The organism is Kocuria sp. GQ42, assembly GCF_059758435.1.
Map to the genome: position 1 here is coordinate 310,065 of NZ_JCAXEN010000004.1, position 25,385 is coordinate 335,449.

Annotated in this window: 22 protein-coding genes and 1 tRNA gene; 8 read left to right on the forward strand and 15 right to left on the reverse strand. The window is 74.4% G+C overall.

The genetic code is table 11. The features are described 5' to 3' along the window. Window positions 1-167 precede the first annotated feature (167 nt). The 3 genes from mraZ to dinB all read right to left on the reverse strand — a co-directional run bounded on the left by mraZ (window position 168) and on the right by dinB (window position 2,879). A complete protein-coding gene (gene mraZ, locus AC6CH6_RS11050) occupies window positions 168-599 on the reverse strand; it encodes a division/cell wall cluster transcriptional repressor MraZ (protein ID WP_133411675.1) in 432 nt (143 codons plus the stop codon). Window positions 600-1,165: 566 nt separating this feature from the next. Beyond that, window positions 1,166-1,543: an SCO2097 family morphological protein gene (locus AC6CH6_RS11055; RefSeq protein WP_133411674.1), complete on the reverse strand. Its 378-nt coding sequence runs from the start codon at window positions 1,541-1,543 to the stop codon at window positions 1,166-1,168. Window positions 1,544-1,598: 55 nt separating this feature from the next. Then, window positions 1,599-2,879 carry a DNA polymerase IV gene (gene dinB / locus AC6CH6_RS11060; RefSeq protein ID WP_498255148.1) on the reverse strand — a complete coding sequence of 427 codons (1,281 nt, stop codon included), beginning with the start codon at window positions 2,877-2,879 and terminating at the stop codon, window positions 1,599-1,601. Window positions 2,880-3,063: 184 nt separating this feature from the next. Between dinB and AC6CH6_RS11065 the strand changes: the two genes are divergently transcribed. Beyond that, window positions 3,064-4,215 (forward strand): polyprenyl synthetase family protein, encoded by a 1,152-nt coding sequence (locus AC6CH6_RS11065; protein WP_498255149.1) that lies wholly within the window; start codon window positions 3,064-3,066, stop codon window positions 4,213-4,215. 61 nt (window positions 4,216-4,276) lie between these two features. Here AC6CH6_RS11065 and AC6CH6_RS11070 read toward each other — a convergent pair whose 3' ends face one another. Beyond that, window positions 4,277-4,663 carry an Rv2175c family DNA-binding protein gene (locus AC6CH6_RS11070; protein WP_498255150.1) on the reverse strand — a complete coding sequence of 129 codons (387 nt, stop codon included), beginning with the start codon at window positions 4,661-4,663 and terminating at the stop codon, window positions 4,277-4,279. A 119-nt stretch (window positions 4,664-4,782) separates the two neighbouring features. On the opposite strand from AC6CH6_RS11070, the gene AC6CH6_RS11075 reads away from it, so the two are divergent. After that, window positions 4,783-5,955: a lytic transglycosylase domain-containing protein gene (locus AC6CH6_RS11075; RefSeq protein WP_498255151.1), complete on the forward strand. Its 1,173-nt coding sequence runs from the start codon at window positions 4,783-4,785 to the stop codon at window positions 5,953-5,955. A gap of 45 nt (window positions 5,956-6,000) precedes the next feature. Further along, the gene (locus AC6CH6_RS11080; protein WP_498255152.1) at window positions 6,001-7,947 is read left to right on the forward strand and encodes a protein kinase domain-containing protein; all 1,947 of its coding nucleotides are present in this window, start codon (window positions 6,001-6,003) and stop codon (window positions 7,945-7,947) included. A gap of 44 nt (window positions 7,948-7,991) precedes the next feature. On the opposite strand, the gene AC6CH6_RS11085 is transcribed toward AC6CH6_RS11080, so the two are convergent. Both AC6CH6_RS11085 and AC6CH6_RS11090 read right to left on the reverse strand, forming a co-directional pair. Then, on the reverse strand, window positions 7,992-9,386 hold the full coding sequence (locus AC6CH6_RS11085; protein WP_017833702.1) for a class II 3-deoxy-7-phosphoheptulonate synthase: 1,395 nt from the start codon (window positions 9,384-9,386) through the stop codon (window positions 7,992-7,994). Window positions 9,387-9,426: 40 nt separating this feature from the next. Further along, window positions 9,427-10,278, reverse strand: coding sequence for a lysophospholipid acyltransferase family protein (locus tag AC6CH6_RS11090; protein ID WP_133411668.1), 852 nt, complete (start codon window positions 10,276-10,278; stop codon window positions 9,427-9,429). Between the two features lie 147 nt (window positions 10,279-10,425). Here AC6CH6_RS11090 and AC6CH6_RS11095 point away from each other — a divergent pair, with 147 nt between their 5' ends. From AC6CH6_RS11095 to AC6CH6_RS11105, 3 genes are all read left to right on the forward strand, one after another. Next, entirely contained in the window at window positions 10,426-11,280 is an 855-nt protein-coding gene (locus AC6CH6_RS11095) for an alpha/beta hydrolase (RefSeq protein WP_498255153.1), read from the forward strand. Further along, window positions 11,277-11,750: a hypothetical protein gene (locus AC6CH6_RS11100; protein WP_498255154.1), complete on the forward strand. Its 474-nt coding sequence runs from the start codon at window positions 11,277-11,279 to the stop codon at window positions 11,748-11,750. Before AC6CH6_RS11095 ends, AC6CH6_RS11100 begins: the two co-directional genes overlap by 4 nt. A 70-nt stretch (window positions 11,751-11,820) precedes the next feature. Then, window positions 11,821-13,719 (forward strand): AMP-dependent synthetase/ligase, encoded by a 1,899-nt coding sequence (locus AC6CH6_RS11105; RefSeq protein ID WP_498255155.1) that lies wholly within the window; start codon window positions 11,821-11,823, stop codon window positions 13,717-13,719. 27 nt (window positions 13,720-13,746) lie between these two features. Here AC6CH6_RS11105 and AC6CH6_RS11110 read toward each other — a convergent pair whose 3' ends face one another. Together AC6CH6_RS11110 and AC6CH6_RS11115 are read right to left on the reverse strand one after the other, a co-directional pair. Then, window positions 13,747-15,204 carry a mycothione reductase gene (locus AC6CH6_RS11110; protein WP_498255156.1) on the reverse strand — a complete coding sequence of 486 codons (1,458 nt, stop codon included), beginning with the start codon at window positions 15,202-15,204 and terminating at the stop codon, window positions 13,747-13,749. A 97-nt stretch (window positions 15,205-15,301) separates the two neighbouring features. Further along, the gene (locus AC6CH6_RS11115; protein ID WP_498255157.1) at window positions 15,302-18,754 is read right to left on the reverse strand and encodes a pyruvate carboxylase; all 3,453 of its coding nucleotides are present in this window, start codon (window positions 18,752-18,754) and stop codon (window positions 15,302-15,304) included. Window positions 18,755-19,103: 349 nt separating this feature from the next. On the opposite strand from AC6CH6_RS11115, the gene AC6CH6_RS11120 reads away from it, so the two are divergent. Beyond that, window positions 19,104-19,892 carry a ParA family protein gene (locus tag AC6CH6_RS11120; RefSeq protein ID WP_498255158.1) on the forward strand — a complete coding sequence of 263 codons (789 nt, stop codon included), beginning with the start codon at window positions 19,104-19,106 and terminating at the stop codon, window positions 19,890-19,892. Between the two features lie 10 nt (window positions 19,893-19,902). Here the strand turns inward: AC6CH6_RS11120 and AC6CH6_RS11125 are convergent, their stop codons facing one another. The 6 genes from AC6CH6_RS11125 to AC6CH6_RS11150 all read right to left on the reverse strand — a co-directional run bounded on the left by AC6CH6_RS11125 (window position 19,903) and on the right by AC6CH6_RS11150 (window position 24,068). After that, complete coding sequence (locus AC6CH6_RS11125) at window positions 19,903-20,487, reverse strand: MerR family transcriptional regulator (protein ID WP_017833710.1); 585 nt, start codon at window positions 20,485-20,487, stop codon at window positions 19,903-19,905. A 174-nt stretch (window positions 20,488-20,661) separates the two neighbouring features. After that, window positions 20,662-21,186: a bifunctional nuclease family protein gene (locus AC6CH6_RS11130; RefSeq protein ID WP_017833711.1), complete on the reverse strand. Its 525-nt coding sequence runs from the start codon at window positions 21,184-21,186 to the stop codon at window positions 20,662-20,664. A 1-nt stretch (window position 21,187) separates the two neighbouring features. Then, entirely contained in the window at window positions 21,188-21,934 is a 747-nt protein-coding gene (gene ftsR, locus AC6CH6_RS11135; RefSeq protein WP_017833712.1) for a transcriptional regulator FtsR, read from the reverse strand. A 9-nt stretch (window positions 21,935-21,943) separates the two neighbouring features. Further along, a complete protein-coding gene (locus AC6CH6_RS11140; protein WP_017833713.1) occupies window positions 21,944-22,399 on the reverse strand; it encodes an FHA domain-containing protein in 456 nt (151 codons plus the stop codon). Between the two features lie 189 nt (window positions 22,400-22,588). After that, complete coding sequence (gcvH, locus tag AC6CH6_RS11145) at window positions 22,589-22,975, reverse strand: glycine cleavage system protein GcvH (RefSeq protein WP_498255159.1); 387 nt, start codon at window positions 22,973-22,975, stop codon at window positions 22,589-22,591. A gap of 94 nt (window positions 22,976-23,069) precedes the next feature. Next, entirely contained in the window at window positions 23,070-24,068 is a 999-nt protein-coding gene (locus AC6CH6_RS11150; RefSeq protein ID WP_498255160.1) for an adenosine deaminase, read from the reverse strand. A gap of 189 nt (window positions 24,069-24,257) precedes the next feature. Between AC6CH6_RS11150 and AC6CH6_RS11155 the strand changes: the two genes are divergently transcribed. Next, window positions 24,258-25,178: a PfkB family carbohydrate kinase gene (locus tag AC6CH6_RS11155; protein ID WP_498255161.1), complete on the forward strand. Its 921-nt coding sequence runs from the start codon at window positions 24,258-24,260 to the stop codon at window positions 25,176-25,178. 84 nt (window positions 25,179-25,262) lie between these two features. Here AC6CH6_RS11155 and AC6CH6_RS11160 read toward each other — a convergent pair. Beyond that, window positions 25,263-25,336: transfer RNA gene (locus tag AC6CH6_RS11160), tRNA-Pro, on the reverse strand. Window positions 25,337-25,385: the final 49 nt, after the last annotated feature.

The following is a 25,385-nucleotide window of genomic DNA, read 5'->3' on the forward strand; positions in this document are numbered from 1 at the left end:
GTGGTGCGGCGGCGGGCGTTCCAGGATCAGAACCCCATCCGCTGGCCGTCCCTCGAATCCGGCCTGGCTCAGGGGAAGGTGAGTCAGGACGGTGACGGCTGTGCGGCTGGAGATCTCATCCGGGAAGCGGCTCCGCGTGCTCCGCGGTGGTCTCGGCGGCCCTGCGCTCAGAAGAGCCCGGGCACCACTTCCTCCTCGGTCTCGGAGAAGACGGCCTCCTTCTCGTTCAGGTAGTCGGTCCACGCCTGGGCGTCCCAGATCTCCGCCCGGGTGCCCGCGCCGATGACGGCGAGCTCCCGGCCCAGCCCGGCGTAGTCCCGCAACGGCGGCGGTATGGTGACTCGGCCCTGCTTGTCCGGGACCTCGTCCGAGGCGCCCGAGAGAAAGACCCGGATGTAGTCCCTGGCCTGCTTCGAGGACAGCGGTGCCGCCCTCAGCTGCTCGTGGACCCGCTCGAACTCGCGGACGCTGAACACGTAGAGGCACCGTTCCTGACCGCGGGTCAGGACGAGTCCCTCCGCCAGTTCCTCCCGGTACTTCGCCGGCAGGATCAGGCGGCCCTTCTCGTCGAGACGGGGTGAGTACGTTCCGAGAAACATGCTCACCGCCTCTCCAGCCCGAGAGTTCTCCCAGATCCATCTCTTCGCCCCACTTTACTCCACTTCACTCCCCGGTCAACGAACGCGGGGCCCGGGCGCCGCGGCGTGGCGCGGCGCCCGGGCGCCGCGACGGGCGTCGCCCCAGGTGGGCACGGCGGCGCTGCGGCGGAGGGCGGCGGGGAGGAGGGTGGAGGACACCGCGGCCCGCGGTGCGGGGCGTCGGCAGCCGGCGGCGGGGAGCGTGGTGGAGGACGCCGCGGCCCGCGGCGCCGGGCGCCGGCGGAGGGTTGCGGGGAGGAGAGTGGAGGACGCCGCGGTGCGGGCTGCGGGGAGGACGGTGGAGGAACGCTCCCCCGGACGTTCCCGTGGTGCGGCCGGGGTGCGGCGGCGGCACCTCCGGGGCATGCAAAAGCTCCCCGGCGGTGCACCGGGGAGCTGGTCGGACCCTGCACACCGTTGTGCGGCGGCAGGGTGGGGGGAGGTGGAGGGGCCAGGCGGGTCGGTCCGAGCGGGCGGCGCCCTGCGGCGGGTGCCTCGCGGTCGGCTACGTGTCCCGGCGGGGCCGGTCAGGTGGACGGGCCCCCGGAGTTGCGCTGGTCCCAGCGCTCCTCGAGGTTCTGGAGGAAGGGCGACGAGCGACGGGGCGGGCCCCCCTTGCCGGGCTCCCCGCCGGGGCGCGGCTTGCCGGAGCGCAGCGTGGCGACGTAGACACCCGCGCCCATCACGACGAAGCCCAGGACCCCGACCAGGATGGAGTCGATGACGACCCCGCCCAGGAGGACGAGCAGGCCGACGACGGCGATCACGATCCCGAGGACGATGTTACGGGTGGAAGCACCCCTGACGGCGCGGGAACCCATGCTCGTCACGAACCTCGGGTCGTCCGCGTGGAGCTGCTTCTCGAGCTGCGCCAGGAGCTGTTGCTCGTGCTCGGACAGTGGCACGGTATGCCTCCTCATCCTTCGGGTGCGGATTCCCCGGCTGTTCCGGCGCCGCCTGCTACCAGGATAGACCGTCGGGTGCTGATTTGGCACCGCGCACACGGCTGTCAACAGCCTCCGAGTTGCCCTCCGGACTCCGGGGTGCGGGAGGCAGGAGGCGGGCGGGCCCGAGGCGCTCGGCGCCGAAGCGGGCGTGCACCCGGTCCATGGCCTGCTCGGCGGCCCCCCACTCCTCCTCGCGGCCGTCCAGGCTCAGCTGCAGGGCGTCCGTGGCAGGCTCCAGCCGCTCGGCGCGGATGCCGATGAGCCGGACCGGCTGGGGCCGGTCCCCGAGCTCCTCGAGCAGGCCCACGCCGTGCTCGAGGAGGTCGTGGGCGGACGTGAAGGGATGCTGCAGGGTCCGCGACCGGGTGATGGTCGTGAAGTCCGCCCAGCGCACCTTGAGCCCCACCCGGCGGGCGCGCAGCCCCTGCCGGCGCAGCCGCGAGGCGGTCCGATGGCTGAGTCGCAGGAGGGTCTCGTGAAGCACGCGGTCGTCCGCGACGTCCCGGGGGAAGGTCTCCTCCGCGCCCACGCTCTTCTCCTCCCGGACCGGTTCGACGGGACGGGGGTCCCGCCCGTTGGCGAGCTCGTGCAGGTGGTGGCCGGCCGCCCGTCCGACCAGGCGGGTCAGCATCGGCACGGGGGCGGCCGCGAGGTCCTCCACGCTCCTGAGCCCCGCGCCGGTGAGCGTCTCGGCCGTGCGCCCGCCGACGCCCCACAGCGCCGAGACCGGCAGCTCCGCCAGGAACGCGACGGTGTCCTCGGGCTGGACGAGCAGCAGGCCGTCCGGCTTGGAGCGGGTGGAGGCGATCTTCGCGACGGTCTTGTTGGCACCGATCCCCACGGAGGCGGTCAGCCCCAGCTCGTCCCGCACGCGGGCCCGCAGGCCGCGGGCGATGCCCACGGGCGGGCCGAGCCGCCGGACCGCTCCGGCGACGTCGAGGAAGGCCTCGTCCACGCTGATCTGCTCGACGCGGTCGGTGATCTCCCGGAACATGGCCATGACCCGGCGGGAGTAGGCGTCGTAGGCGTCCCGGTGGGGCTCGAGCAGGACGGCCCGGGGGCACATCGCCCGGGCCCGCGCCAGGGGCATGCCGGAGCGGACGCCGAACGCCCTGGCCTCGTAGGACGCGGAGAGGACGACGGAGCGGCCGCCCGCCCCGGCCACGATGACGGGCCGGCCGCGCAGCTCGGGGGCCGCGAGCAGCTCCACGCCGACGTAGAACATGTCCATGTCGACGTGCAGCACGGCGCACTGCCGCCAGCGCTCCAGCCGGTCCCTCGGCGTCTCGGTCACCGTGTCCTCCTCCCGGGTCCGGCACAGCTTAGCCCCCGGCGCGGACATCCCGGCCGCGGTGCGGGCCCCGGCCCGGGCGGAGCGCCCCGGCCCGCACACCGGGCCTTCGATAGGCTGGGGCGGACATCGCGGACGGCCGGCAGAGGGCGTCCGCCGCCGCCCCGAGACCGAGGTCGATCCGCCCATGACGTGCCCGCCCCTCCCGCACCACCCCGACGCCCCCGCCGGCGCCGCGCCGCAGGCCCGGCCCGAGGACGCCTTCCGCGCCGAGGACGAGCGGTTCGTGGCGCGGCTGCACGCGGAGCTGGAGGAGTTCTTCGGCCAGCAGCGAGCGGTCCTGGGCGGCATCTCGGCGGACGCCCTCCCGCTGCTGGACGCCGTCGTCGCGCTCTCCGCCGGCGGCAAGCGGCTGCGGGCGCGGCTGTGCTACTGGGGCTGGCGGGCGGCGGGCGGCGCCCCGGAGGACCCGGCCGTGGTCCGGGCCGGGGCGGCGCTCGAGCTCTTCCAGTCCGCCGCGCTCATCCACGACGACGTCATCGACCGCTCCGACACCCGCCGCGGAGCCCCCAGCGTGCACCGCCGCTTCGAGTCCGTGCACGCGGACCGGGGCTGGGCCCTGGACGGTCCGGCCTTCGGCGTGGCCGCCGCGATCCTCTCGGGCGACCTGTGCCTGTCCTGGAGCGAGCAGTCGTTCGCCGCGGCCACCACCACGGCGCCCGGCGGCCACCGCGCACGGGCGGTCTTCGACCTCATGCGCTCCGAGGTGATGGCCGGGCAGTACCTGGACGTGCAGGGCGAGGTCGCCGGCGGGGGCCAGGACCGCGACGGCGCGGTGCAGCGGGCCCTGGACGTCATCCGGTACAAGTCGGCGAAGTACTCGGTGGAGCACCCCGTGGTGCTCGGCGCCGCCCTGGCCGGGGCGCCGGAGCCGGTCCTGGAGCGCTGCTCCGCGTTCGCGCTGCCCCTGGGCGAGGCGTTCCAGCTGCGCGACGACGTCCTGGGCGTGTTCGGCGACCCGGCGGCCACGGGCAAGCCCGCCGGCGACGACCTGCGCGAGGGCAAGCGGACGGTGCTCGTCGGCTACGTCCGCACGCTCGGCAGCGAGGCGCAGATCGCGCGGCTCGAGGACGCCCTGGGCCGGCCGGAGCTGACGGAGGACGACGTCGAGGAGCTCCGCTCGCTCATCACGGCGTGCGGCGCCCTGGGCTCCACGGAGGAGCTCATCGAACGGCTCAGCGGGGAGGCGTTCACGGCGCTGGACCGGCTCGGGGCCGACGCCGTGCCGATGGCCGCGCTGCGCGGCCTCGCGACGGCGGCGGTCCGCCGCTCGTCCTGAGTCCGGTGCGCCGGGCCGGTCCCGCGGTCGGGGCCGGTCCGGCGCGCCGGTCAGGAGCGGGTCACCAGGCCAGGGCCTGCGCCCGGCGGCGGATCTCCGTCTTGCGCCCGTCCCGCAGCGCGTCGACGGGACGGCCCGGCAGGGACTCGTCCTCGGTGAACAGCCACGTGATCGCCTCGACGTCGGTGAAGCGGGAGTCCCGCAGGACCGCCACCGTGCCCTTCAGCGAGTCGACCACGGCGCCGTCCAGCAGGAAGGCGGCCGGCACCCGGCGGATGCTGTCGTGCGGGTTGCGGACGGCGAGGAGCGTCCCGTCGTCGACGAGGCCGTGGACGCGGGTGACCACGAGGCCGAGCTGCTCGGCGACGTCGGGCAGGGGCAACCACTCCTGGACGAGACCGTCCAGGCGGTCGAACTCCTCGGTGCTGATTCCGGATGTGTTCTTCACGCCCCCAGAGTGCCACGTCCGCCGGTGCCCGTGCCACGCGGGCCCGCCACGGTATGCTCGACCCGCGGAGCCGGCTGAGACCTCCGCACCTTCCCCGATCAGCGTCAGAGAGTTACTTCATGCCGTATCCCCCCGACAGCGACACGACCGACCCGAACGACGCACCGCGCTCCACCACCGCCGAGACCACCGCCGAGACCACCGGGCAGCAGGACGACCGCTCCCCCGGCTGGGCGCGCCGCGCCCGGACGGGGTCGGCGGTCACCGCCGTCGCCGCCCTCGCCGCCCTGGGCGGGGGCACCGTGGCCCACGCCGCCCCCGCCCAGACGGCCCAGGTGGCCTCGGCGCCCCTGCTCGCCGGACAGAAGACGACGAAGACCCCCGTGCACACCGTGTCCCCCGGGGACTCCCTGTGGGCGGTCGCCCAGCGCCACGGCGTGGCCGTGGACGAGCTCATGCGGTGGAACGACCTCTCCGGCGCGGCGCTGCTGCTGCCCGGCCAGGAGCTGCGCCTCTCCGGCGGCGCGGCCCCGGCGGCCGAGCCCCCGAAGAAGCCGGCCCCGCCCGCGGCGGAGCCGCCCCGGACGGAGCACGTGGTGCGCTCGGGCGACTCGCTGTGGAGCATCTCGCAGGCGCGCGGGGTGTCGGTCCAGTCGCTCCTCGACGGCAACGACCTCACGGTGAACTCGCTGCTGCGCCCGGGCCAGCGGCTGTCGGTCACGGAGCCGGCCCCCGAGACCGTGCGGCCTGCCCAGGCCCCCGCCCCCGAGCGGGCCGAACAGCCCCGGCCGGCGCCCGAGCGCGCCGTCGGCGACACCTTCCTGGGCCGCACGTACGAGGACGGGGTGGTGGACTCCGCCAACCGCCACCACGAGCAGCTCGCCGCCCGCCCCGCGCCCTCGCGCGAGGAGATGCGCCGGCTCGTCCACGACACCGCCGTGCGGATGGGCGTGGACCCGGCGCTCGCCCTGGCGCACGCCCACCAGGAGTCGGGCTTCGACCACCGGGCCGTGTCCCCCGCCGACGCCGTGGGCACCATGCAGGTCATCCCGGACGCCGGGGACTGGGCCTCGGGACTCGTGGGCCGGGAGCTCGACCTGCTGGACCCGCAGGACAACGTCACCGCCGGCGTGGCCATCATCCGGCAGCTGGGCCGCGCCGCACCCAGCACCGACGTGGCCATCGCCGCGTACTACCAGGGCCTGCACGGGGTGAAGAAGTACGGGATGTACGACGACACCAAGCAGTACGTCAAGAGCGTCAAGACCCACCGCAAGCGGTTCGGACCGTGACCTGCGACCCAGCCTGCGCACAGCGCCCCGCCCTAGGCTGATCCCGTGCAGCACGCGCTCCCCGACCACCTGACCGGGACCGTCCTCGAGGGCCGCTACGAGCTGGGTCCGCGGATCGCCCGCGGTGGCACCGCCACCGTGTACCGGGCGGTGGACACCCGCCTGCAGCGCGTCGTGGCGGTCAAGCTCATGCACGCCCACCTGGCCGAGGACCCGGCCGCGGCGGACCGGTTCGTGCGGGAGGCCCGGTCGGCGGCGCGGCTGTCCCACCCCCACGTGGTCTCCGTGCTCGACCAGGGCCACGCCCCGGACGGGGTGCCGTACCTGGTCATGGAGCACGTGGCGGGCTCGACGCTGCGGGACCTCCTGCGCCGGCGCGGCGCCCTGCCCCCCGGCGAGGCGCTCGGGCTGCTGGAACCGGTCCTCGACGGGCTGGCGGCGGCCCACCGGGAGGGCCTGGTGCACCGCGACGTGAAGCCGGAGAACGTGCTGATCTCCGCCACCGGCCGGGTGACCGTCGCGGACTTCGGCCTCACCCGCGCCGTCGACCAGCACACCGCGACCGGAACGGTGCTGGGCACGGTCGGCTACGCCTCGCCGGAGCTCGTCACGGGGCAGCGGGTCGACACCCGCGCGGACGTGTACTCGGCCGGGATCATGCTCTTCGAGCTCCTGGCCGGACGCCGTCCCTTCGAGGGCGGCCCGCTGGCCGTGGCCCGGGCCCACGCCGAGGGCGCCGTCCCGGACCTGCGCACCCTCGACCCCGGCCTCCCGGCCGCTGTGGCGCGGCTGGTCGCCCGGGCCACGGCACGGGAGCCGGAGCGGCGTCCGCCCGACGCCGGCAGCTTCCTCGACGAGCTCCGGTCGGTCCGGGCGGGTCTGCGGCCCGCGGAGCTCGACCGCCCCCCGGGACCCGGCGCCGCCCGCGGCACCCCGGCCGGGCCGGCGCCGGACGCCGCGGCCACGGCGGCCCTGCACCCCGCGGTCGGAACCACCGCGGCCCTCGGGGCGGGCGCCCCCACGGAAGCCCTCGGCCGGACCGCTCCCACGGAGGCTCTCGGATCGGGCGGCACCACGGGGACCATCGGCCGGGACGCCCCCACCGAGACCCTCGGCCGGAACGCCCCCACAGAAGCCCTCGGCCGCGACGCGCCCACGGAGGCGTTCGGCCCGGCGGCCAGCCGGACCGGGGTGCCGGGTCCGCAGGCCGCGCCCCTGGGGCCGGCCGGGCCCGGTGCCCCGGGGGTCTCCGGCCGACCGGTGTCGGCGCGGCCCCCGACCGGCTCCTCCGACCCCTGGCGGCCCGAGGTCGAGCTGCGCCCCACCCGGCCCCTGCACGCGGCGGGGACGCTGGCCCTGGTCGCGCTCGCGGTGGCCGGGGCGGCGTTCCTGGGCTGGCTCCTGGGCTCCGGTCCGGGCGGGACCGTGAGCGTGCCGGACGTGCGGGGAGCGGGTCCGGAGCTCGCCGAGCAGTACCTGGCCGGGGCCGGTCTGGGCAACGTCGCGGTGCACGAGACCGCGGACCCGGTGGCCCCCGCCGGCACCGTGCTCGGCACCGACCCGGAGGCCGGGTCCACGGTGCGCTCCGCGGAGCAGGTCGTCCTGCTGGTCTCGACCGGTCCCGTGCGGACGACCGCGCCCGACGTCACCGGGATGTCGGAGGAGGACGCCCGGGCGCGCCTCGAGGACGCCGGGCTGGCGGCCGGCACCCGGAGCCCGGTCGCCGACGACGCCGCCGCCGGGACGGTCGTGGGCCAGCACCCCGAGGCGGGCGAGGCGGTGGCCGAGGGGTCGGCGGTGGACCTCGCCGTCTCCCTCGGGGCCCGCGCCGACTCCGCGCCCGGGGTGCTGGGCAGGCCCGTGGACGAGGCGGTCCGGCTCCTCGCGGAGGCGGGGTTCGCGGCGCGGGTCGAGGAGAGCCTCGGTGCCCCCTTCGGCTACGTGGTGGCCCAGACGACGGACGGGGCCGAGGTCGTCCTCACCGTCGTCTGAGCGGACGGCAGGGACGGCCCCGGCCCCGTCGGCCGGTCCCGCGCTCAGCGGCGGGAGAGATAGCCCGCCACGAGGAACGCGATCTCCAGGGACTGCATGTGGTTCAGGCGCGGGTCGCACAGCGACTCGTAGCGGTCCTGGAAGGAGGACTCGTCGACGGGGTCGGCGCCGCCGAGGCACTCCGCGACGTCGTCGCCCGTCATCTCCACGTGGATGCCGCCGGGGAAGGACCCGATCGCCTCGTGCACCTCGAAGAAGCCGCGGACCTCGTCCACGACGTCGTCGAAGTTGCGGGTCTTGTACCCGGACGGCAGGGACACGGTGTTGCCGTGCATGGGGTCGGTGACCCACACGACCTTGGCGCCGGAGCGCTCCACGGCCTCGACGAGCGGGGGCAGCTTCTCCCGGATGTTCTTCGCGCCCATGCGGGTGATGAAGGTGAGCCGTCCGGGCTCGCGCTCCGGGTCGAGCTTGTCGATGAGCGCCAGCGCGTCGTCCCCGGTGGTCTTGGGGCCGAGCTTCACGCCGATCGGGTTGCGCAGCCGGGAGAGCAGGTCCACGTGGGCGCCGTCGAGCTCCCGGGTGCGCTCCCCGATCCACAGGAAGTGCCCGGACGTGCCGTACGGGAGGTGGGTGCGGGAGTCGATGCGGCTCAGCGCGCGCTCGTAGTCCAGCAGCAGGGCCTCGTGGCCGGCGTAGAACTCCGTGGTGCGCAGGGCGTCGAAGTCCGCGCCGCACGCGTCCATGAACTTCACGGCCCGGTCGATCTCGCGGGCCAGCGACTCGTACCGGGCGTGGGCCGGGTTCGTGGTGAAGCCCATGTTCCAGGCGTGCACGAGGCGCAGGTCCGCGAACCCGCCCGTGGTGAAGGCCCGGATGAGGTTCAGGGTCGAGGCCGAGGTGTGGTAGCCGCGCACCATCCGCCGCGGGTCGTGGACCCGGGACTCCTCGGTGAAGTCGAAGCCGTTGACCATCTCGCCGCGGAACGTCGGCAGGGTCGTGCCGTCGCGGGTCTCGTCGTTGGACGAGCGGGGCTTCGAGAACTGCCCGGCCATCCGGCCCATCTTCACCACGGGCATGGACGCGCCGTAGGTGAGCACCACGGCCATCTGCAGCAGCGTCTTGACCCGGGCGCTGATCCGGTCGGCGGTGGCGCCCTCGAAGGTCTCGGCGCAGTCCCCGCCCTGCAGGAAGAACGCCCGGCCGTTGGCGACCTCGGCCAGACGGTCGCGCAGCTTGTCCACCTCCCCCGCGAAGACGAGGGGCGGGACCGCGTTGAGCTCGGCGATCGATGCGGCGAAGTCGGGGTGGTCGCGCCAGGTCGGCTGCTGGTCGGCGGCCAGCTCGCGCCAGTCGTCCAGCCCCGGGTAGTCGGCCGCGGAGGGCACCGGGGAGGCGAGGTTGCGGAGGCTGTCGGGAACGGTGAAGTCGAGCATCATGTCTTCCTATGTCTCGTCCGGGGCGGGGCCGGGCGCGGGATCAGGGTGCGGTGGGCCGCGGGGTGTCGTCGTCCGCGGCCCCGGGACGGTCGCGGTGGGCGAGGGAGTCCGCGGTCCGGCGGGCGGTGTGGGCGGCGCTGCGCGCCTTGTCCTTGGCGTTGCCCACGAGCTCCGCCGCGGCCTGCTTGGTCTCCTGGCGCTTCTGCTCGGCGAGCCGCCTCTTGTGCTCCGAGGCGTAGACGTCCACGTAGACCTGGCCGGAGAGGGCCTGGATCGCGTGCATGATCTCGTCGGTGACCTCGCGGAGCAGGGCGTGCTCGCCCTGCCGGCCCCGGTAGCGGGAGAAGTCGAGGGGCTCGCCGAAGATCGTGGTGACCCGGGCGCTGCGACGGGGCAGCGGGAGCCTGGTCCCGATCGGCTGGACCTTGTCGGTGCCGACCATGGCGATCGGGACGACCGGGGCCCCCGTCTCGAGCGCGAGCCGGGCCACCCCGATCTTGCCCTTGTACATGCGGCCGTCCGGGGAGCGCGTGCCCTCCGGATAGATCCCGAGCAGCTCGCCCTCCAGCAGCTTGCGGCCGCCGTTGCTCAGGGACTTCGCGCTGGCCCGGCCCCCGGAGCGGTCCATGGGGATCTGGTTGATGGCGCGGAAGAACGCGGCCATCACCCGGCCCTTGACGCCGGGGCTGTTGAAGTAGTCGGACTTCGCCAGGAAGTACACCTGCCGGGGCACGGCCACGGGCATGAACACCGAGTCGGAGACGGAGAGGTGGTTGCTCGCGAGGATGGCCGGGCCCTCCTCGGGCACGTGCTCCAGGCCGCGCACCTCGGGACGGAAGGCGACGTTGATCAGGGGGCCGACGACGTAGCGCTTCAGAAACATGTAGACCATGTGGGAGAGGACTCCTTCGTGCTGATCGGGATGTCGCGAGGGTCCGTGCCGCTCGGACCGGGTCCGGCCTCCGGTATTCTCTCACGTCCGCACGGGCACCCGCGCCGGTCCGCCCGCCGACGGCGCCCGCCCTGACATCATGGACGCATGACGCCACCCGTCGAGGACCAGCACCTGCCCACCCCCTCCGCGGCCGGCGGGCCCGCCGCCGCGGACGATCCGGGCGCGCCCTTCCACCATCCGGCCGACGGGCCCGCGGGCGCGCTCGTGCTACACGGCTTCACCGGCGTCCCGTTCAGCGTCCGCCCGTGGGGCCGGGCGCTGCACGCGGCGGGCGCCGACGTCGTCGGGCCCGTGCTGCCCGGCCACGGCACCCGCTGGGAGGACCTCGCCGGCGTCCGCTGGGAGCAGTGGCGCGACCACGCGGCCGAGCACGTGCAGCGGCTGCGGGCCCGGCACGACGTGGTGGTGGTGTGCGGGCTGTCCATGGGCGGGGCGCTCGCCCTGCACCTCGCCGCGACCCTGCCCGTCGACGGGGTCGTGGCCCTGAACCCGGCGCTGTCCCTCGTCAGCCGCACGGCCCGCCTCGCCCCGGCACTGCACCGCGCGGTGCCCTCCGTGCCGGGCGTGGGGAACGACATCAGCCTCCCGGGCGTCACCGAGCACGCCTACCCGCGCACGCCCGTGGCGGGCGTCGCCGAGCTGGGCCGGTTCATGACCCGGACCCGGAGGATGCTGCCCGCGGTCACCGCCCCGGTCCTGGTGCTGCGCTCGCAGCACGACCACGTGGTCTCGGACGCCTCGCACCTGCACGTGCTGCGCCGGGCCGGCGGGGACGTGGAGCTGGTGCGGCTGGCGGAGAGCTTCCACGTGGCCACCCTGGACCGGGAGGCGGACGTGGTCGCGGCGCGGTCCGTGCGCTTCCTGGAGGACCTGCTGGCGGGCCGCAACCCGGTCACCGCGAGACCGTTGCGCCCCACCTCCCGGGGGGACCGGCGATGAGTGCGGGCCCGGGGACGCCGGGCGGCGCCGGGCACGGCCCCGAGGACGAGTGGAGCCGGATCGTGTCGGACCTCGAGGACGTGCGCCGGGCCGGGGACCGGCACCTCGCCGGGCCCCGGGACTGGTCCCCCGAGGACGCCGGGCCGGGCGCGTCCGCCGGGGCGGCGGACTCCGGGGCAGAGGCTGCCGCGGCAGAGGGCGTCGGGGAGCCGGAGGACGCGGGGGACGACGACGCGCCCTACTCCCCCGACCCCGGGCCGGTCACGCAGGGACTCAGCGGCGGTGCGCTGCTGTCCTGGACCGTGCTGGTCGGGGTGCCCGTGCTGCTGGTGGTGCTCTCCCTCCTGCCCGGCTCCCTGCCGTGGTGGGCCATCGTGGGGGGCCTGGTCGCCGTGGTCGGGGCCATCGGCCACCTGCTGCGGTCCCTGCCCGACGACCGCGACGACCTGGACGACGGCGCCCGCGTCTGACGGGGTTTGCGTGAGCCAATTCACTAGACTGTAGCGGACGGCCCACCGACCCCGATCCGAGGAGAACCCCATGCGCCACGTCGCGACCGACGCCCTCGTGGACCCACCGGCCCACAGCCGCATCACCGACTTCCTGCTCATGCAGGCGGGCCAGGACGAGGATCCGCACCTGTACACCGTCCTGGCACCGGAGGGGGCCGCCCGCGAGGTGCGCGCCCGGGAGTTCCTCGCCGCCGTGCAGGGTGTGGCCAAGGGTCTCGTGGCCGCGGGGATCGAGCCCGGGGACCGGGTGGGCATCCTCAGCCGGACGCGCTACGAGTGGACCCTCGCGGACCTCGCGATCTGGTACGCCGGCGCCGTTCCCGTCCCCGTCTACGACTCGTCCTCGACGCAGCAGATCGCCTGGATCATGGGCGACTCCGACGCCAAGGCCGTGTTCGTCGAGACGCAGGCCCTCGAGGAGTCCGTGCTCGCTGCCTCGCGGGAGACGCCGTTCCGCGCCGCGGAGAACGTCTGGCGCCTGGACGGCACCGGCACGGGCCTCGACGACCTCGCGCGCGCCGGCGCGGACGTGCCGGACGAGGAGCTCGAGGCCCGCCGCACGTCGCGCGGGCTCGAGGACGTCGCCACGATCATCTACACCTCGGGGACCACCGGACCGCCCAAGGGGTGCGAGCTGACGCACGGGAACTTCGTGCGGCTGTGCGAGAACACGACCCTGGTCGTCGAGGACATCATCCACCCGGGCGCCCGGACGCTCCTGTTCCTTCCGCTGGCCCACGTCTTCGCCCGCTTCGTGGAGGTGATCGCCCTCTACTCCGGGACCGTCCTGGCCCACACCCCGGACGTGAAGAACCTGATGGCGGACCTCGGGGCCTTCCGGCCCACGTTCATCCTGGCCGTCCCGCGCGTGTTCGAGAAGATCTACCAGAGCGCCCGCCTCAAGGCCGAGAAGGCCGGCGGGGCGAAGTCCCTGATCTTCGAGCGCGCGGTGACCACGGCCGTCGCGTACTCGAAGGCCGGGCAGGACGGGCGGGTCCCGCCGCTCCTGCGGGCGCGCCATGCCCTCTACGACCGGCTCGTGTACTCGAAGCTGCGGGACGCGATGGGCGGGGAGGTCACGCACGCCGTCTCGGGCGGCGCCGCCCTCGGCACCCGGCTGGGCCACTTCTTCAACGGGATCGGCGTGTACGTCGTGGAGGGCTACGGGCTCACGGAGACCACCGCCCCGATCGCCGTCAACACCCCGGAGATCGGCAAGATCGGCACCGTGGGCCTGCCGCTGCCGGGCAACGAGGTGCGGATCGGCGAGGACGGGGAGGTCCTGGTCCGGGGCACCCACGTCATGCGCGGCTACCACGGGCGGGAGGACCTCACCGCCGAGGCCTTCGAGGACGGGTGGTTCCGCACCGGCGACCTCGGCTCGCTCGACGAGGACGGCGCCCTCACCCTCACCGGCCGGAAGAAGGAGATCATCGTCACCGCCGGCGGCAAGAACGTGGTCCCCAACGTGCTGGAGGACCCCATCCGCGCCTCGGCCCTGGTCTCCCAGGTCATGGTGGTCGGGGACGACCGGCCGTTCGTGGCCGCCCTCGTGACCCTCGACCAGGACGTGCTCCCCGCTCGCCTGGAGCTGATGGGCCTGGACCCCGCGATGCCGGTGGCCGAGGCCGCCCGCCACCCGAAGGTCGTCGAGCACGTCCAGGACATCGTCACCCGGGCGAACCAGGCGGTCTCCCGCGCGGAGAGCATCCGGGCCTTCGAGATCCTCGACGTCGACTGGACGGAGGCCTCCGGGCACCTGACCCCGTCCATGAAGATCAAGCGGGCCAAGATCGCGCAGGACTTCGCGGACCGGATCGAGGAGATCTACTCGCGTCCCGCCCCCGAACCGGCCGCGGCCCCCGCCACCCCGGCGGAGCGGATCAAGGAGAAGCTCTCCCACGCGCACCTGCCGGGCCGCGGCTGACCCGGGGCCAGCCGGCGGCCGGTGGGATCACCGGCCGCCGACGAGGGCCCCCGGGGACAGCGGTGAGTGCTCGGGGACGTCGAGGCCCAGCAGGGCGTTCTCGACGACCTCGCTGAGGGCGGGGTGGATCCAGTACTGGCCGCGCGCCATCGTGTGCGCGTCGAGGCCGAAGGACATGGCCTGCACCAGCGGCTGGATGAGCAGGGAGGCCTCCTCCCCGATCAGGTGCGCGCCCAGGAGGCGACCGGTGCCCTTCTCCGCGATCAGCTTGCACAGCCCCGTGCGGTCCTCCATGGCCCACCCGTAGGCCGTGGCCCCGTAGTCCTGCACCTTGACGGTGATCTCGGTGCCCTGCTCGACCGCCCACTGCTCGGCCTCCTGCTGCGTCATGCCGACGGAGGCGATCTGCGGGCTGGTGAACACGGCGGAGGGCACGAACCGGTGGTCGGTGGCCCGGAGGTCGCCGGGGTGCAGGAGATTGTGCTGCACCGTGCGGGCCTCGGCGTTGGCCACGTGCTTGAGCTGGTAGGGCGAGCTGATGTCGCCCAGGGCCCACACGCCCTCGACGGGGCGGCCCCCGGAGAGGGCGCGCTGGTGCTCGTCGACGGCCAGCAGCCCGTCCGGCCGCACGTCCAGGCCGCCCGCCCGGGCGTCGAGCACGTCGGTGTTCGGCTGCCGGCCCGTGGCCACCAGCACCACGTCCGCGGGCAGGCGCATGACGAGCTCCGGGTCCTGCGGGTCGCGGAAGGTGACCATCACGGCGCACTCGTCGCCGTCCCACTCCTCGACCTCGCTCAGCGACCAGCCCGTCTCGAGCTTCCACTGCCGGGAGGCCTCGCGGGCGAACCGCTCGGCGATCTCCGGGTCGTGGTAGCGCAGGATCCGGTGCGAGCGGTTGACCTGGGTCACCCGCGCGCCGAGGCTGGAGAAGACGTGGGCGAACTCGGCGCCGATGTAGCCGCCGCCGACCACCACCACGCGGCGGGGCATCTCCTCGATGCGCATCACGGTGTCCGAGGTGTGCACCTGGGGCAGGTCGATCCCGGGGATCTCCGGCCGCACCGGGCGCGAGCCGGAGGCCACCACGATCTGGTCGGCCGTGAGGTCCTCCCCCGAGGCGGTGCGCAGGGTCCGCGGGGCGGTGAAGCGCACGTGCTCCTCGTAGACCGTCACGTGCGGCAGCGTCCGGCGGTACTCGAGCCCGCCGTGGGAGATCGCATCGATCCGCCCGAAGATCCGGTCCCGCATCTCCCGCCAGCGCACGCCGTTCACCGAGGCGTCGAGGCCGAGCCGGTCCGCCTCCTGGGCGCGGCGGGCCACGCTCGCCGGGTACGCGTACATCTTCGTCGGGATGCAGCCCACGTTGAGGCAGGTGCCGCCGAAGGTCCCGCCGTCGATGATGGCGACGTCCAGGCCCTCGTAGTCCTCGGTGAGGATCGAGTTGCCCGAGCCGGAGCCGATGATGATGAGGTCGAATTTCCGCATGCGGCCCATCCTATGCGCGGCCGCGGCGGCCTCCCGGCGGCCCCCGCCGGCACCGCGGCCCTCCCGGGGTCCGTGGTGCCGGCGCGAACGTGCCGGGTCAGCCCGCGGTGTCGAGCGCCAGCAGGAGGTCGCCGCCGGAGACCTGGGTGACGCCCTTGAGGGCCACCCGGGCGACCGTGCCGCCCGTGGGGGCGGTGATGGAGGCCTCCATCTTCATGGCCTCGATGGTGGCCACCTGGCCGCCCGCCTCCACGGTGTCGCCCTCGGCCACCGTCACGGTCACCGCCCCCGCGAACGGGGCGGCCACGTGGCCGCGGTCCGTGGGGTCGGCCTTCTCGGTCTCGGGCACCGAGGAGGTGATCGAGGTGTCGCGGACCTCGATCATCCGGGGCTGGCCGTTGAGGGTGACCATCACGGTGCGCATGCCCTTGTCGTCCGGCTCCGAGATGGCCTGCAGGGTCACCAGCAGCCGCACCCCCTTGCCCAGGGAGATCACGTGCTCCCGGTCGGAGGTCAGCCCGTAGAGGAAGTCCCGGGTGTGCAGCAGCGCCAGCTCGCCGTACTTCGCCCGGCTGGCCTCGTAGTCCCGCGTCGGGCCGGCGAACAGCAGCCGGTTCAGCGTGGCCCGCCGGGTGGCCGGGTCCCCGGCCAGGGCCTGCGAGTCCTCCGGGGCCAGCTCCGTGATCCCGACCTTGACGTTGCGGCCCTCGAGGGCCTTGGAGCGGAACGGTTCGGGCCACCCGCCGGGAGGCGTGCCGAGCTCCCCGGCGAGGAAGCTGATCACCGAGTCCGGGATGTCGAACTTCTGCGGGTTCGCCTCGAACTCGGCCGGGTCCACGCCCATGCCCACCAGCTGCAGGGCGAGGTCGCCCACGACCTTGGACGAGGGGGTGACCTTGACCAGCCTGCCGAGCATGGCGTTGGCGGCGGTGTACATGTCCTCGATCGCCTCGAACCGCTCCCCCAGCCCCAGCGCGATGGCCTGCTGGCGCAGGTTCGACAGCTGACCGCCGGGGATCTCGTGCCGGTACACGCGCCCGGTCGGGGCAGTGAGCCCGGACTCGAACGGGGCGTACATCCGGCGGATGACCTCCCAGTAGGGCTCCAGGGCGGTCGCGGCCTCCAGGGGGATGCCGGTGTCCCGGTCGGTGTGGGCCAGGGCGGCGATCAGCGCCGAGGCCGGCACCTGGGAGGTCGTGCCGGCCATCGAGGCCTCGGCCACGTCCACCGCGTCCACGCCCGCGTCGATCGCGGCCATCAGCGTGGCGAGCTGCCCGCCGGCGGTGTCGTGGGTGTGCAGGTGCACCGGCAGGTCGAAGCGCTCCCGCAGGGCGGTCACCAGCTTCGCCGCCGCCACGGGGCGCAGGAGCCCCGCCATGTCCTTGATCGCCAGCACGTGGGCCCCGGCGTCGACGCACTGCTGGGCGAGCTCGAGGTAGTAGTCCAGGGTGTAGAGGTCCTCGGCCGGGTCCAGCAGGTCCCCGGTGTAGCACAGGGCGACCTCGGCGACCGCGGTGCCCGTCTTGCGCACGGCCTCGATGGCCGGGGCCATCTGCTCCACGTCGTTGAGGGCGTCGAAGATCCGGAAGATGTCCACCCCGGTGGCCGCGGCCTCGGCCACGAACGCGTCCGTCACCTCGGTCGGGTACGGGGTGTAGCCCACGGTGTTGCGCCCGCGCAGCAGCATCTGGATCGGGATGTTCGGCATCGCCTCCCGCAGCAGCCGCAGCCGCTCCCACGGGTCCTCGCCGAGGAAGCGCAGCGCGACGTCGTAGGTCGCCCCGCCCCAGGCCTCCACGGACAGCAGCTGCGGCAGCGTGTGGGCGTAGGCCGGGGCCGCGGCCAGCAGGTCCCGGGTGCGCACCCGGGTGGCCAGCAGCGACTGGTGGGCGTCCCGGAACGTCGTCGAGGTCACCGCCACCGCCTGCTGCTCCCGCAGGGCCCGGGCGAACCCCTCGGGGCCGAGCTCCACGAGCCGCTGCCGCCACCCCGGCGGCGGGGTGTGCTCGGAGGGTCCGTCGAAGGGCGAGCGGAACGGCTCGTCCTGCTTGTCGCCCGGGTAGTGGGGCAGCTTGGTGCGCGGGTCGATGCCCTCCACCCGCTCCCCGTTGGGCTGGTTCACCGTGACCTCGGCCAGCCAGGTCAGCGCCTTGGTGGCCCGGTCCCCGGAGGTGCGGGCCTCGAGCAGCTCGGGGCGGCGCTCGATGAAGTCGGTGGCCACGTTGCCGGCGAGGAACTCCGGGTCGGCCAGCACGGCCTGCAGGAACTGGATGTTGGTGGACACCCCGCGGATCCGGAACTCGGCCAGGGCACGCTGGGACCGGTGCACGGCGGTGGCGTAGTCCCGGCCCCGGCAGGTGAGCTTCACCAGCATCGAGTCGAAGTGCGGGGAGATCTCCGCCCCGGCGTAGACCGTGCCGCCGTCCAGGCGCACCCCCGCGCCGCCGGCGGAGCGGTAGGCGGAGATCTTCCCGACGTCGGGGCGGAACCCGTTGGCCGGGTCCTCGGTGGTGATCCGGCACTGCAGGGCGGCCCCGCGCACGGCCAGCTCGTCCTGGGCGATGCCCAGGTCCGCCAGGGTCTCCCCGGAGGCGATGCGCAGCTGCGACTGGACGAGGTCGACGTCGGTGATCTCCTCGGTCACCGTGTGCTCGACCTGGATGCGCGGGTTCATCTCGATGAACACGTGCTGACCCGCCCGCTCCCCGGCCGTGTCGACCAGGAACTCCACGGTGCCGGCGTTGACGTAGCCGAGCTCCTTCGCGAACTTCACCGCGTCCCGGTGCAGGGCCTGGCGGATCCCCTCGTCGAGGTTCGGCGCCGGGGCGATCTCCACGACCTTCTGGTGCCGGCGCTGCAGGGAGCAGTCGCGCTCGAACAGGTGCACCATCCCGCCCTCGCTGTCGGCGAGGATCTGCACCTCGATGTGGCGGGGCCGGAGCACGGCCTGCTCCAGGAAGACGGTGGGGTCGCCGAAGGCGGTGTCGGCCTCGCGCATCGCGGCGGCCAGCGCCTCGGGCAGCGCCTCGGGGGTCTCCACCCGGCGCATGCCGCGGCCCCCGCCGCCGGCCACGGCCTTCACGAAGATGGGGAACCCGATGCCCTCCGCCTGCGCCAGCAGCTCCTCGGGGTCCGCCGAGGGCTCCGTGGAGGCCAGGGTCGGGATCCCCGCCCGCTTCGCCGCCTTCAGCGCCGCGACCTTGTTGCCGGCCAGCTCCAGGATCTCGGCCCGCGGGCCGACGAAGGTGATGCCCTCGCGCGCGGCGGCACGGGCCAGGTCCGGGTTCTCCGAGAGGAACCCGTAGCCGGGGTAGATCGCGTCCGCCCCGGACTCCTTGGCCACCCGGACGATCTCCTCGACGTCGAGATAGGCCCGCACGGGGTGGCCCTCCTCCCCGATCCGGTACGCCTCGTCAGCCTTCTGCCGGTGGATCGAGTTGCGGTCCTCGTACGGGAACACCGCCACCGTCTTGGCGCCCAGCTCGTAGGCGGCACGGAAAGCACGGATCGCGATCTCGCCGCGATTGGCCACCAGGATCTTGGAGAACATCAACACCCGTTCCGCACCCGGGGCCGTTCGGCGGACACCCGGGCACTGATTCGTCGAAGGTCGTACAACGTCGCGCACACGGTCAGCATGGCCGTCCGCGGGCGGTCCTGACCAGTGAACCACGCCACCCCGGGGCACACTGTGACTGCTGTCACAGAGCGACGTCGTGGTCAGCGTACACGGCGGCGGCGCGGGACGGCGGGGCGCCCGCGGGCGGCTCCGCGCCGGATCGGGGCGGAGCGCGCCCGCCCGGCTACGATGGGCGCAGCCGTCTCCTCGCCGCGGCCCCCGATCCCGGACCCGAGGAGCCGCTCCTCCCGTTTCCCCGCGAGCGAAGGGTGTCCCCTCCGTGCAGATCGTCAGCGTCAGCAGCCTCAAGGGCGGTGTCGGCAAGTCCTCCGTGACCCTGGGGATCGCCTCGGCGGCCCTGCAGGCGGGAGTGCCCACGCTGGTGGTGGACCTCGACCCGCACGCCGACGCCACGACCGGGCTGGGCGTGCACCCGGAGCGCGGTCACGACATCGGAGAGGTGCTGCGCAGGCCGCGCCGGGGTGCACTAGAGCGCGTCGTCGTGGCCTCGGCCTGGGCGGTGCGGGCCGGTCTGGACAGAAGGGCCCTCGACGTCGCCCCGGGCTCGGCCCGCTCGTCCCACCTCGACCGCTCCGAGTACCGGGAGAAGGACCTCGGCCGGCTGGAGCGCGCGCTCTCCGGCGCCCAGGGGTACGACCTGGTGCTGGTCGACTGCCCGCCCACCCTCAGCGCGCTGACCCGCACGGCGTGGGCCGCCAGCGACAAGGTGCTCTCGGTGGCGGAGCCCTCGCTGTTCTCGGTGGCGGGCACCAAGCGCACGATGACGGCGATCGCCCAGTTCGAGCAGAGCCGCACGTGGGCCGTGCCGGCTGCCGGGGTGGTGGTCAACAAGGTCCAGCACTCGTCGGTGGAGCACCGTCACCGCCTGGACGAGCTGCAGGAGCTGTTCGGCCCCCTGCTGGTCAGCCCGGTGATCCCGGACCTGCCCGTCTGGCAGCAGGCGCAGGGCGCGGCCTGGCCGATCCACCGCTGGCCGGGAGCTGAGGCCCAGGACATCTCCGGGCGGTACACGGCGATCCTGCAGGGCCTGCTCGACGGCTCGTCCTGAGCCGCCCGGCTCAGCCCGCGCTCTGCCGGCGGGCCCGGCGCTCGGAGAGCTCGTCCCCGGGCAGCGGCTCCTGGGCGGGGGCGCGGTCCGCTCCGGTGTGCTCCCCGGGGAGCGCCGCGAGGGTCCCCTCGACCTCGCGCCAGACCCGGCCCACGGCGATCCCGAAGACGCCCTGTCCGCCCTGCACCAGGTCGATGACCTCGTGGGGGGACGTGCACGCGTAGACGCTGGCGCCGTCGCTCATCATGGTGAGCCGGGCCAGGTCCTCCACGCCCTGGGCGCGCAGCGCCCCCACGGCGGTGCGGATCTGCTGCAGGGAGACGCCGGTGTCCAGGAGCCGCTTGACGATCTTCAGGACGAGGATGTCGCGGAAGCTGTAGAGCCGCTGCGTGCCGGACCCGGAGGCGCCGCGCACGGTGGGCTCCACGAGACCGGTCCGCGCCCAGTAGTCGAGCTGCCGGTAGGTGATGCCCGCGGCCTTGCAGGCGGTGGGGCCGCGGTAGCCGACGGACTCGTCCCGGATCACGGAGTCGTCGAAGAGGACGCCCTGGGTGCCGTGCGCCGGAGGGCCGCCGGGCTGCTCGCGTTCGCTCACGCCGCCTCCTCGCTCGTGGACCCGGTGCTCGCGGCGCCGGGAGTGGATGGTCTCACAGAGACGTCCGGATCCCCCCGGGAACACCTCGAGTACACCTTATGACGGTAGACCTCCCCGGGGACGGGGTCAAAGACATCAGGGGCCCGGACCCCGTGTCGGGCGGGCGGGGACGGCTCAGAAGTCCTCGGGGTCGACGTTGTCGAGGAAGTCGCGGAACTGCTCGACCTGCGTCTCCGGGGGCAGCTGCGGCTCCCCCTCCCCCGCGCGGGGGGACGGCTCCCGCAGCTCCCCGTCCCCGCTCATCACGAGACCGGCCTCGTCGAGGACGGTCTCGGTGCACAGGATCGGGCAGTCGGTGCGTGCGGCCAGGGCGATCGCGTCCGAGGCGCGGGAGTCGACGACCGTGCCGTCCGAGAACTCGAGCGCGGCGTGGAAGACCCCCTCCTCCACCGTGTGGATCCGCACCCGGGTGAGCGTGCGCCCGAACGCGGTGGCCACCGACAGCACGAGGTCGTGCGTCAGGGGCCGGGGCGGCTCGATCCCCTGCACGGCGAAGACGATGGACGTCGCCTCGTTCGTGCCGATCCAGATCGGCAGGTGCCGTCCGCCCTCGACCTCGCGGAGGACGACGACGGGCTGCGCCGACGGCACGTCCATGCGGACGCCCGCGATCTCCATCAGGACCTGGTGCACGGCCACGTCAGCCCTCCACCGCGGCGCGCTCCTGGAGCGCGGCGATCTCCGAGCGCACGAGCGAGGTGTGGATGGTGAGGCACAGGCCCGAGATCTCCTGGGCGCGCTCGACCGCGCGGGCCCTCGAGGCGGCGTCCCGGCGGGAGGTGAGGGGCGCGACGGCGCGCTCCACGAGGCCCAGCTCCCGGTCCGCGGCGGCCTTGAAGGGGCGCAGGTGGCGCGGTTCCAGGCCGTGGGCCGTCAGCGCGAGGGCCGCCCGGGTGATGGCGAGGGCGTGGTCGTCGAAGGCCCCGTTCTGCTCCCGGATCAGCCCGTAGCTCACGAGCTCGCGGACGAGCGGGATGCCGGCGCCCGTGCGGGCGGCGAGCTCCCGCAGGTTGTAGGTGCGCGGCGCGCTGACGACCGGGAGGGGGGCGGTGACCGGGTCGGCGGGCTCCGCGGTGCGCCGGGCGTCGTCGGCGCGGGCGTCCTCGTCGGCGTCCAGCCGCTCCCGGATCACCTTCAGCGGGAGGTAGCGGTCGCGCTGGAGCTCCAGGATCCGGCGCAGCCGGTCCACGTCCGCGCGCGAGAACTTGCGGTAGCCGGACGCGGTGCGCGCCGGGTGGACCAGGCCCTTGTCCTCCAGGAAGCGCAGCTTCGAGGCGGTGATGCCGGGGTGGTCCTCGCCGAGCTCCTTGAGCACGGCGCTGATGCCCACCCGGGCCTCGTGCTGGACGTCGTCCCGGTGGGGATCGGTCTCCGCGGGGTCGGTCATGGCTCCCTTCTACTGGTCCGACTGCGAGCGCAGCGAACGGTAGAACGTGAACCGGAACTTCCCGATCTGGACCTCGTCGCCGTTGTCCAGCTGCGCGCTGTCCACGCGGTCGCCATTGACGTAGGTGCCGTTCAGGGACCCGGAGTCGATGATCTCGAAGGAGTCGCCGCGCCGGACGAACCGCGCGTGCCGGCGCGAGACGGTGACGTCGTCCAGGAAGATCTCGGAGGACGGGTGGCGGCCGGCAGGGACCTCGTCCCGGTCCAGCAGGAAGCGTGACCCGGAGCCGCCGCTGTCGTGGGCCACGAGCAGTGCGCTGCGCGGCGGGAGCGCGGAGACCGCTGAGCTCTCCTCGGGGGAGAGCTTGTGGGAAGCCGCGTGCGAGAGGACCTCGGCCACGATCTGGATCGACGTGGTCTCCGGCTCCCCCTGGGGTGCGTTCGAGCCGTTCTGGGTTCTGGACATCTCTTCCCTCGACTGGTGACGTGTTGGTGGACGGGTCCTGTGGGACCCCTGCCCCGCGACCTCCTGTCCCGGCGGTTCCCGGGCGACCGGCCGGAGCCACCCGGTTGCTTGTCAGTGTACCGGGTGGTGGAGACACGGAGGGGCGGCCGGGACACGTCCCGGCTCGCGCGTGGTCGGGTCCTGCGCGGGTCAGTCGAGCTGGGCGGCGTACCCGTCGGCGTCGAGCAGCCCGGAGCGGTAGTCCTCGCCGGAGGGGCGGACCTCGAACAGCCAGCCCTCCGCGTAGGGGGCGGAGTTCACGGTCCCGGGCTCGGCCTCGAGCGCCTCGTTGACCGCGGTGACCTCGCCGGAGACCGGGGCGAAGATGTCGCTCACGGACTTGGTGGACTCGATCTCGCCCACGGCGGCGCCCGCCTCGACGCTCTCCCCCACCTCGGGCAGCTGGACGAACACGACGTCGCCCAGCTCGCCCTGCGCGTGGTCGGTGATCCCGATGCGCACCGCGCCGTCGGCGTCGGGGCCCGCGATCCACTCGTGCTCGGCCGTGTAGGACAGGTCGGCGGGGATGTTGCTCATGGGGTGGCTCCTGGTCCGGCGGGTGCGGTCGGCTCGATTATGGCACAGACGTCCCCGTGGCCCGAGGGCGCGGTGCGTCGCGGGTGCCGGCCGCTCAGCGGCCCTCCCACGCGGTGATCTCGGCGTGGATCGCCCGCTTGCGCTCCGTTCCCGCGAAGGACGCGTCCACCGAGTTGCGGGCCAGGGCGGCGGCCTGCTCGTCGGTCAGTCCCAGCGTGTCGCGCAGGTCCTGGAAGACGTCCCCCACGTAGCCGCCGAAGTAGGCCGGGTCGTCGGAGTTGACCGTGACCAGCAGTCCGCGCTCGAGCATGTCCAGGACCGGGTGGTCGGCGAGCGTGTCGACCACGCGCAGCCGCACGTTGGACAGCGGGCACACGGTGAGCGGGACCCGCTCCGCGACGAGGCGGTCCACGAGCTCCGGGTCGCTCAGGCACTGGATGCCGTGGTCAACCCGCTCCACGCGCAGCACGTCGAGGGCCTCCCGGACGTACTCGGGGCCCGCCTCCTCCCCCGCGTGGGCGACGACGTGCAGTCCGGCCGCCCGTGCCCGCGCGTAGACCTCCTCGAAGAGTGCCGGGGGATGGCCGACCTCGGCCGAGTCGAGGCCGATCCCGTCGATGCGCGGCAGCTGGTCCCCGAGGGAGTCGAAGAGCTCCACGGCCTCCGCGGCGGGCCGGTCCCGCAGGAAGCACAGCAGCAGCGTGCTGGTGAGGCCGTGCTCGGCCCGGGCGGCGTCGAGGGCGGCGCGGATGCCGTCGACCACCGTCCCGAGCGGCACGCCCCGGGCGGTGTGCGCCTGCGGGTCGAAGAAGACGTCGACGTGCCGCAGGCCCTGCGCCGCCGCGCGCTCGAGGTAGGCCCGGGTCAGCGCCTCGAAGTCGGAGGCGTCGCGCAGCACCGCCATCGTTGCGTAGTAGAGCGCGAGGAACGAGGACAGGTCCTCGAAGTCGTACTGCCGCCGCAGCTCCTCGACGGAGCCGTGGGGCAGCTCCACCCCGTTCTTGGCGGCGAGCGCGAACGCGAGCTCAGGCTCGAGGGTGCCCTCGATGTGCAGGTGCAGCTCCGCTTTGGGCAGGGTGTGCAGGTCGTTCAACTCCGGCGCTCCTTCGTGGTCGGCCCCGGGGACCGGAGCACTCTGCGTCCCGTGCAGTGTATGCGCCGCCATCGGCGCCGGGGCTCCGCCCCCGCGGCCGGGTCGCCCCGCACCGCGCGACCGCCGTCGGCTCCGCGGCCGGAGTGCTCTAGGCTCGCGAGCGGAGCCGCTCGGAGGAAGGAGTGCCGGATGTCCGGTGTCGTGGTGGTCGGACAGGTGGGACGGGATCTCGTGCTGACCGTGGCGGAGCTGCCGGCGGAGGGCGGTGCCGCCGACGTGCTCGAGCGGCAGGAGCTGCTCGGCGGCAAGGGCGCGAACCAGGCCGTGGCGTGCCGCCAGCTCGGCGTCGAGGTCGCCCTGGTGGGGGTCGTGGGCACCGACTCCGCCGGCGCGGAGGTGCTCGCCCAGGCCGCGGCCGACGGGATCGACGTCGGCGCCGTGGTGCGCCGCGCCGGCGCCCCGACCGCGCTGCTCGTCGACCTCGTGGGGCCGCGCGGGGTCCGCCGCCTGCTGGAGGACGTGGACGCCCGGATGCTGCTGGACGCCGCGGACGTGCGCGCGAGCCGGGACCTGCTGCGCTCGGCGGACGCCGTGCTGGTCCAGCTGCAGCAGCCGGGTACGGCCGTGACGGAGGCCCTCGAGGCGGCCGCGGCGGGGGGCGCGCTCACGGTGGCCGACGGCGCCCCGGCGGACGGGGCGGTGCGCCGGCGGGTGCTGGCCACCGCGGACGTGGTGCGCGCCGACACCGCCGAGACGGAGGCACTGGTGGGCTGGGCGCCGCAGGACGTGCCGGGGACGGTGCGGGCCGCGGAGTCGCTGCTCGCGGAGGGCCCGCGCGTCGTCGCCCTGGCCACCGGCGAGGGCGACGTGGTCGCCTGGCCGGGCGGGCACGTGCTCCTGCCCCACCTGGGCGAGGATCCCGTGGACCCCACCGGGGCGGGCGACTCGTTCGTGGCCGCGCTCACCGTCGCGCTGCTGCGCGGGGAGAGCCCGGAGTCCGCCGCCTGGTGGGCCGCGGCGGCAGCGGCCGACGTGGTCGGCAGCGCCGGCGGCCGGCCGGACCTCGACCTGGACCGGCTGCGGGAGTCGGCCTCCCGGGCCCGCCGGTAGGCCGCACGGGTGCCGCAGGCGCCGTCCCCGGGAACGAAAGAAGGCCGGTGGTCCGCGTTCCCGCGGTCCACCGGCCTCGAATCGTCGGGCTGACAGGATTTGAACCTGCGACCCCTTGACCCCCAGTCAAGTGCGCTACCAAGCTGCGCCACAGCCCGAAGTGCTCAGTACGTTCCCGCCCCGAGCACTCGCATCACATTACAGCAA

Bases quoted from the DNA above. Each gene is read 5' to 3' on its own strand.
- mraZ (WP_133411675.1), bottom strand. From the start codon at position 599: ATGTTTCTCGGAACGTACTCACCCCGTCTCGACGAGAAGGGCCGCCTG.
- AC6CH6_RS11065 (WP_498255149.1), top strand. From the start codon at position 3,064: ATGACGTGCCCGCCCCTCCCGCACCACCCCGACGCCCCCGCCGGCGCC.
- AC6CH6_RS11075 (WP_498255151.1), top strand. From the start codon at position 4,783: ATGCCGTATCCCCCCGACAGCGACACGACCGACCCGAACGACGCACCG.
- AC6CH6_RS11085 (WP_017833702.1), bottom strand. From the start codon at position 9,386: ATGATGCTCGACTTCACCGTTCCCGACAGCCTCCGCAACCTCGCCTCC.
- AC6CH6_RS11090 (WP_133411668.1), bottom strand. From the start codon at position 10,278: ATGGTCTACATGTTTCTGAAGCGCTACGTCGTCGGCCCCCTGATCAAC.
- AC6CH6_RS11095 (WP_498255153.1), top strand. From the start codon at position 10,426: ATGACGCCACCCGTCGAGGACCAGCACCTGCCCACCCCCTCCGCGGCC.
- AC6CH6_RS11100 (WP_498255154.1), top strand. From the start codon at position 11,277: ATGAGTGCGGGCCCGGGGACGCCGGGCGGCGCCGGGCACGGCCCCGAG.
- AC6CH6_RS11105 (WP_498255155.1), top strand. From the start codon at position 11,821: ATGCGCCACGTCGCGACCGACGCCCTCGTGGACCCACCGGCCCACAGC.
- AC6CH6_RS11110 (WP_498255156.1), bottom strand. From the start codon at position 15,204: ATGCGGAAATTCGACCTCATCATCATCGGCTCCGGCTCGGGCAACTCG.
- AC6CH6_RS11115 (WP_498255157.1), bottom strand. From the start codon at position 18,754: ATGTTCTCCAAGATCCTGGTGGCCAATCGCGGCGAGATCGCGATCCGT.
- ftsR (WP_017833712.1), bottom strand. From the start codon at position 21,934: ATGACCGACCCCGCGGAGACCGATCCCCACCGGGACGACGTCCAGCAC.
- AC6CH6_RS11140 (WP_017833713.1), bottom strand. From the start codon at position 22,399: ATGTCCAGAACCCAGAACGGCTCGAACGCACCCCAGGGGGAGCCGGAG.
- gcvH (WP_498255159.1), bottom strand. From the start codon at position 22,975: ATGAGCAACATCCCCGCCGACCTGTCCTACACGGCCGAGCACGAGTGG.
- AC6CH6_RS11155 (WP_498255161.1), top strand. From the start codon at position 24,258: ATGTCCGGTGTCGTGGTGGTCGGACAGGTGGGACGGGATCTCGTGCTG.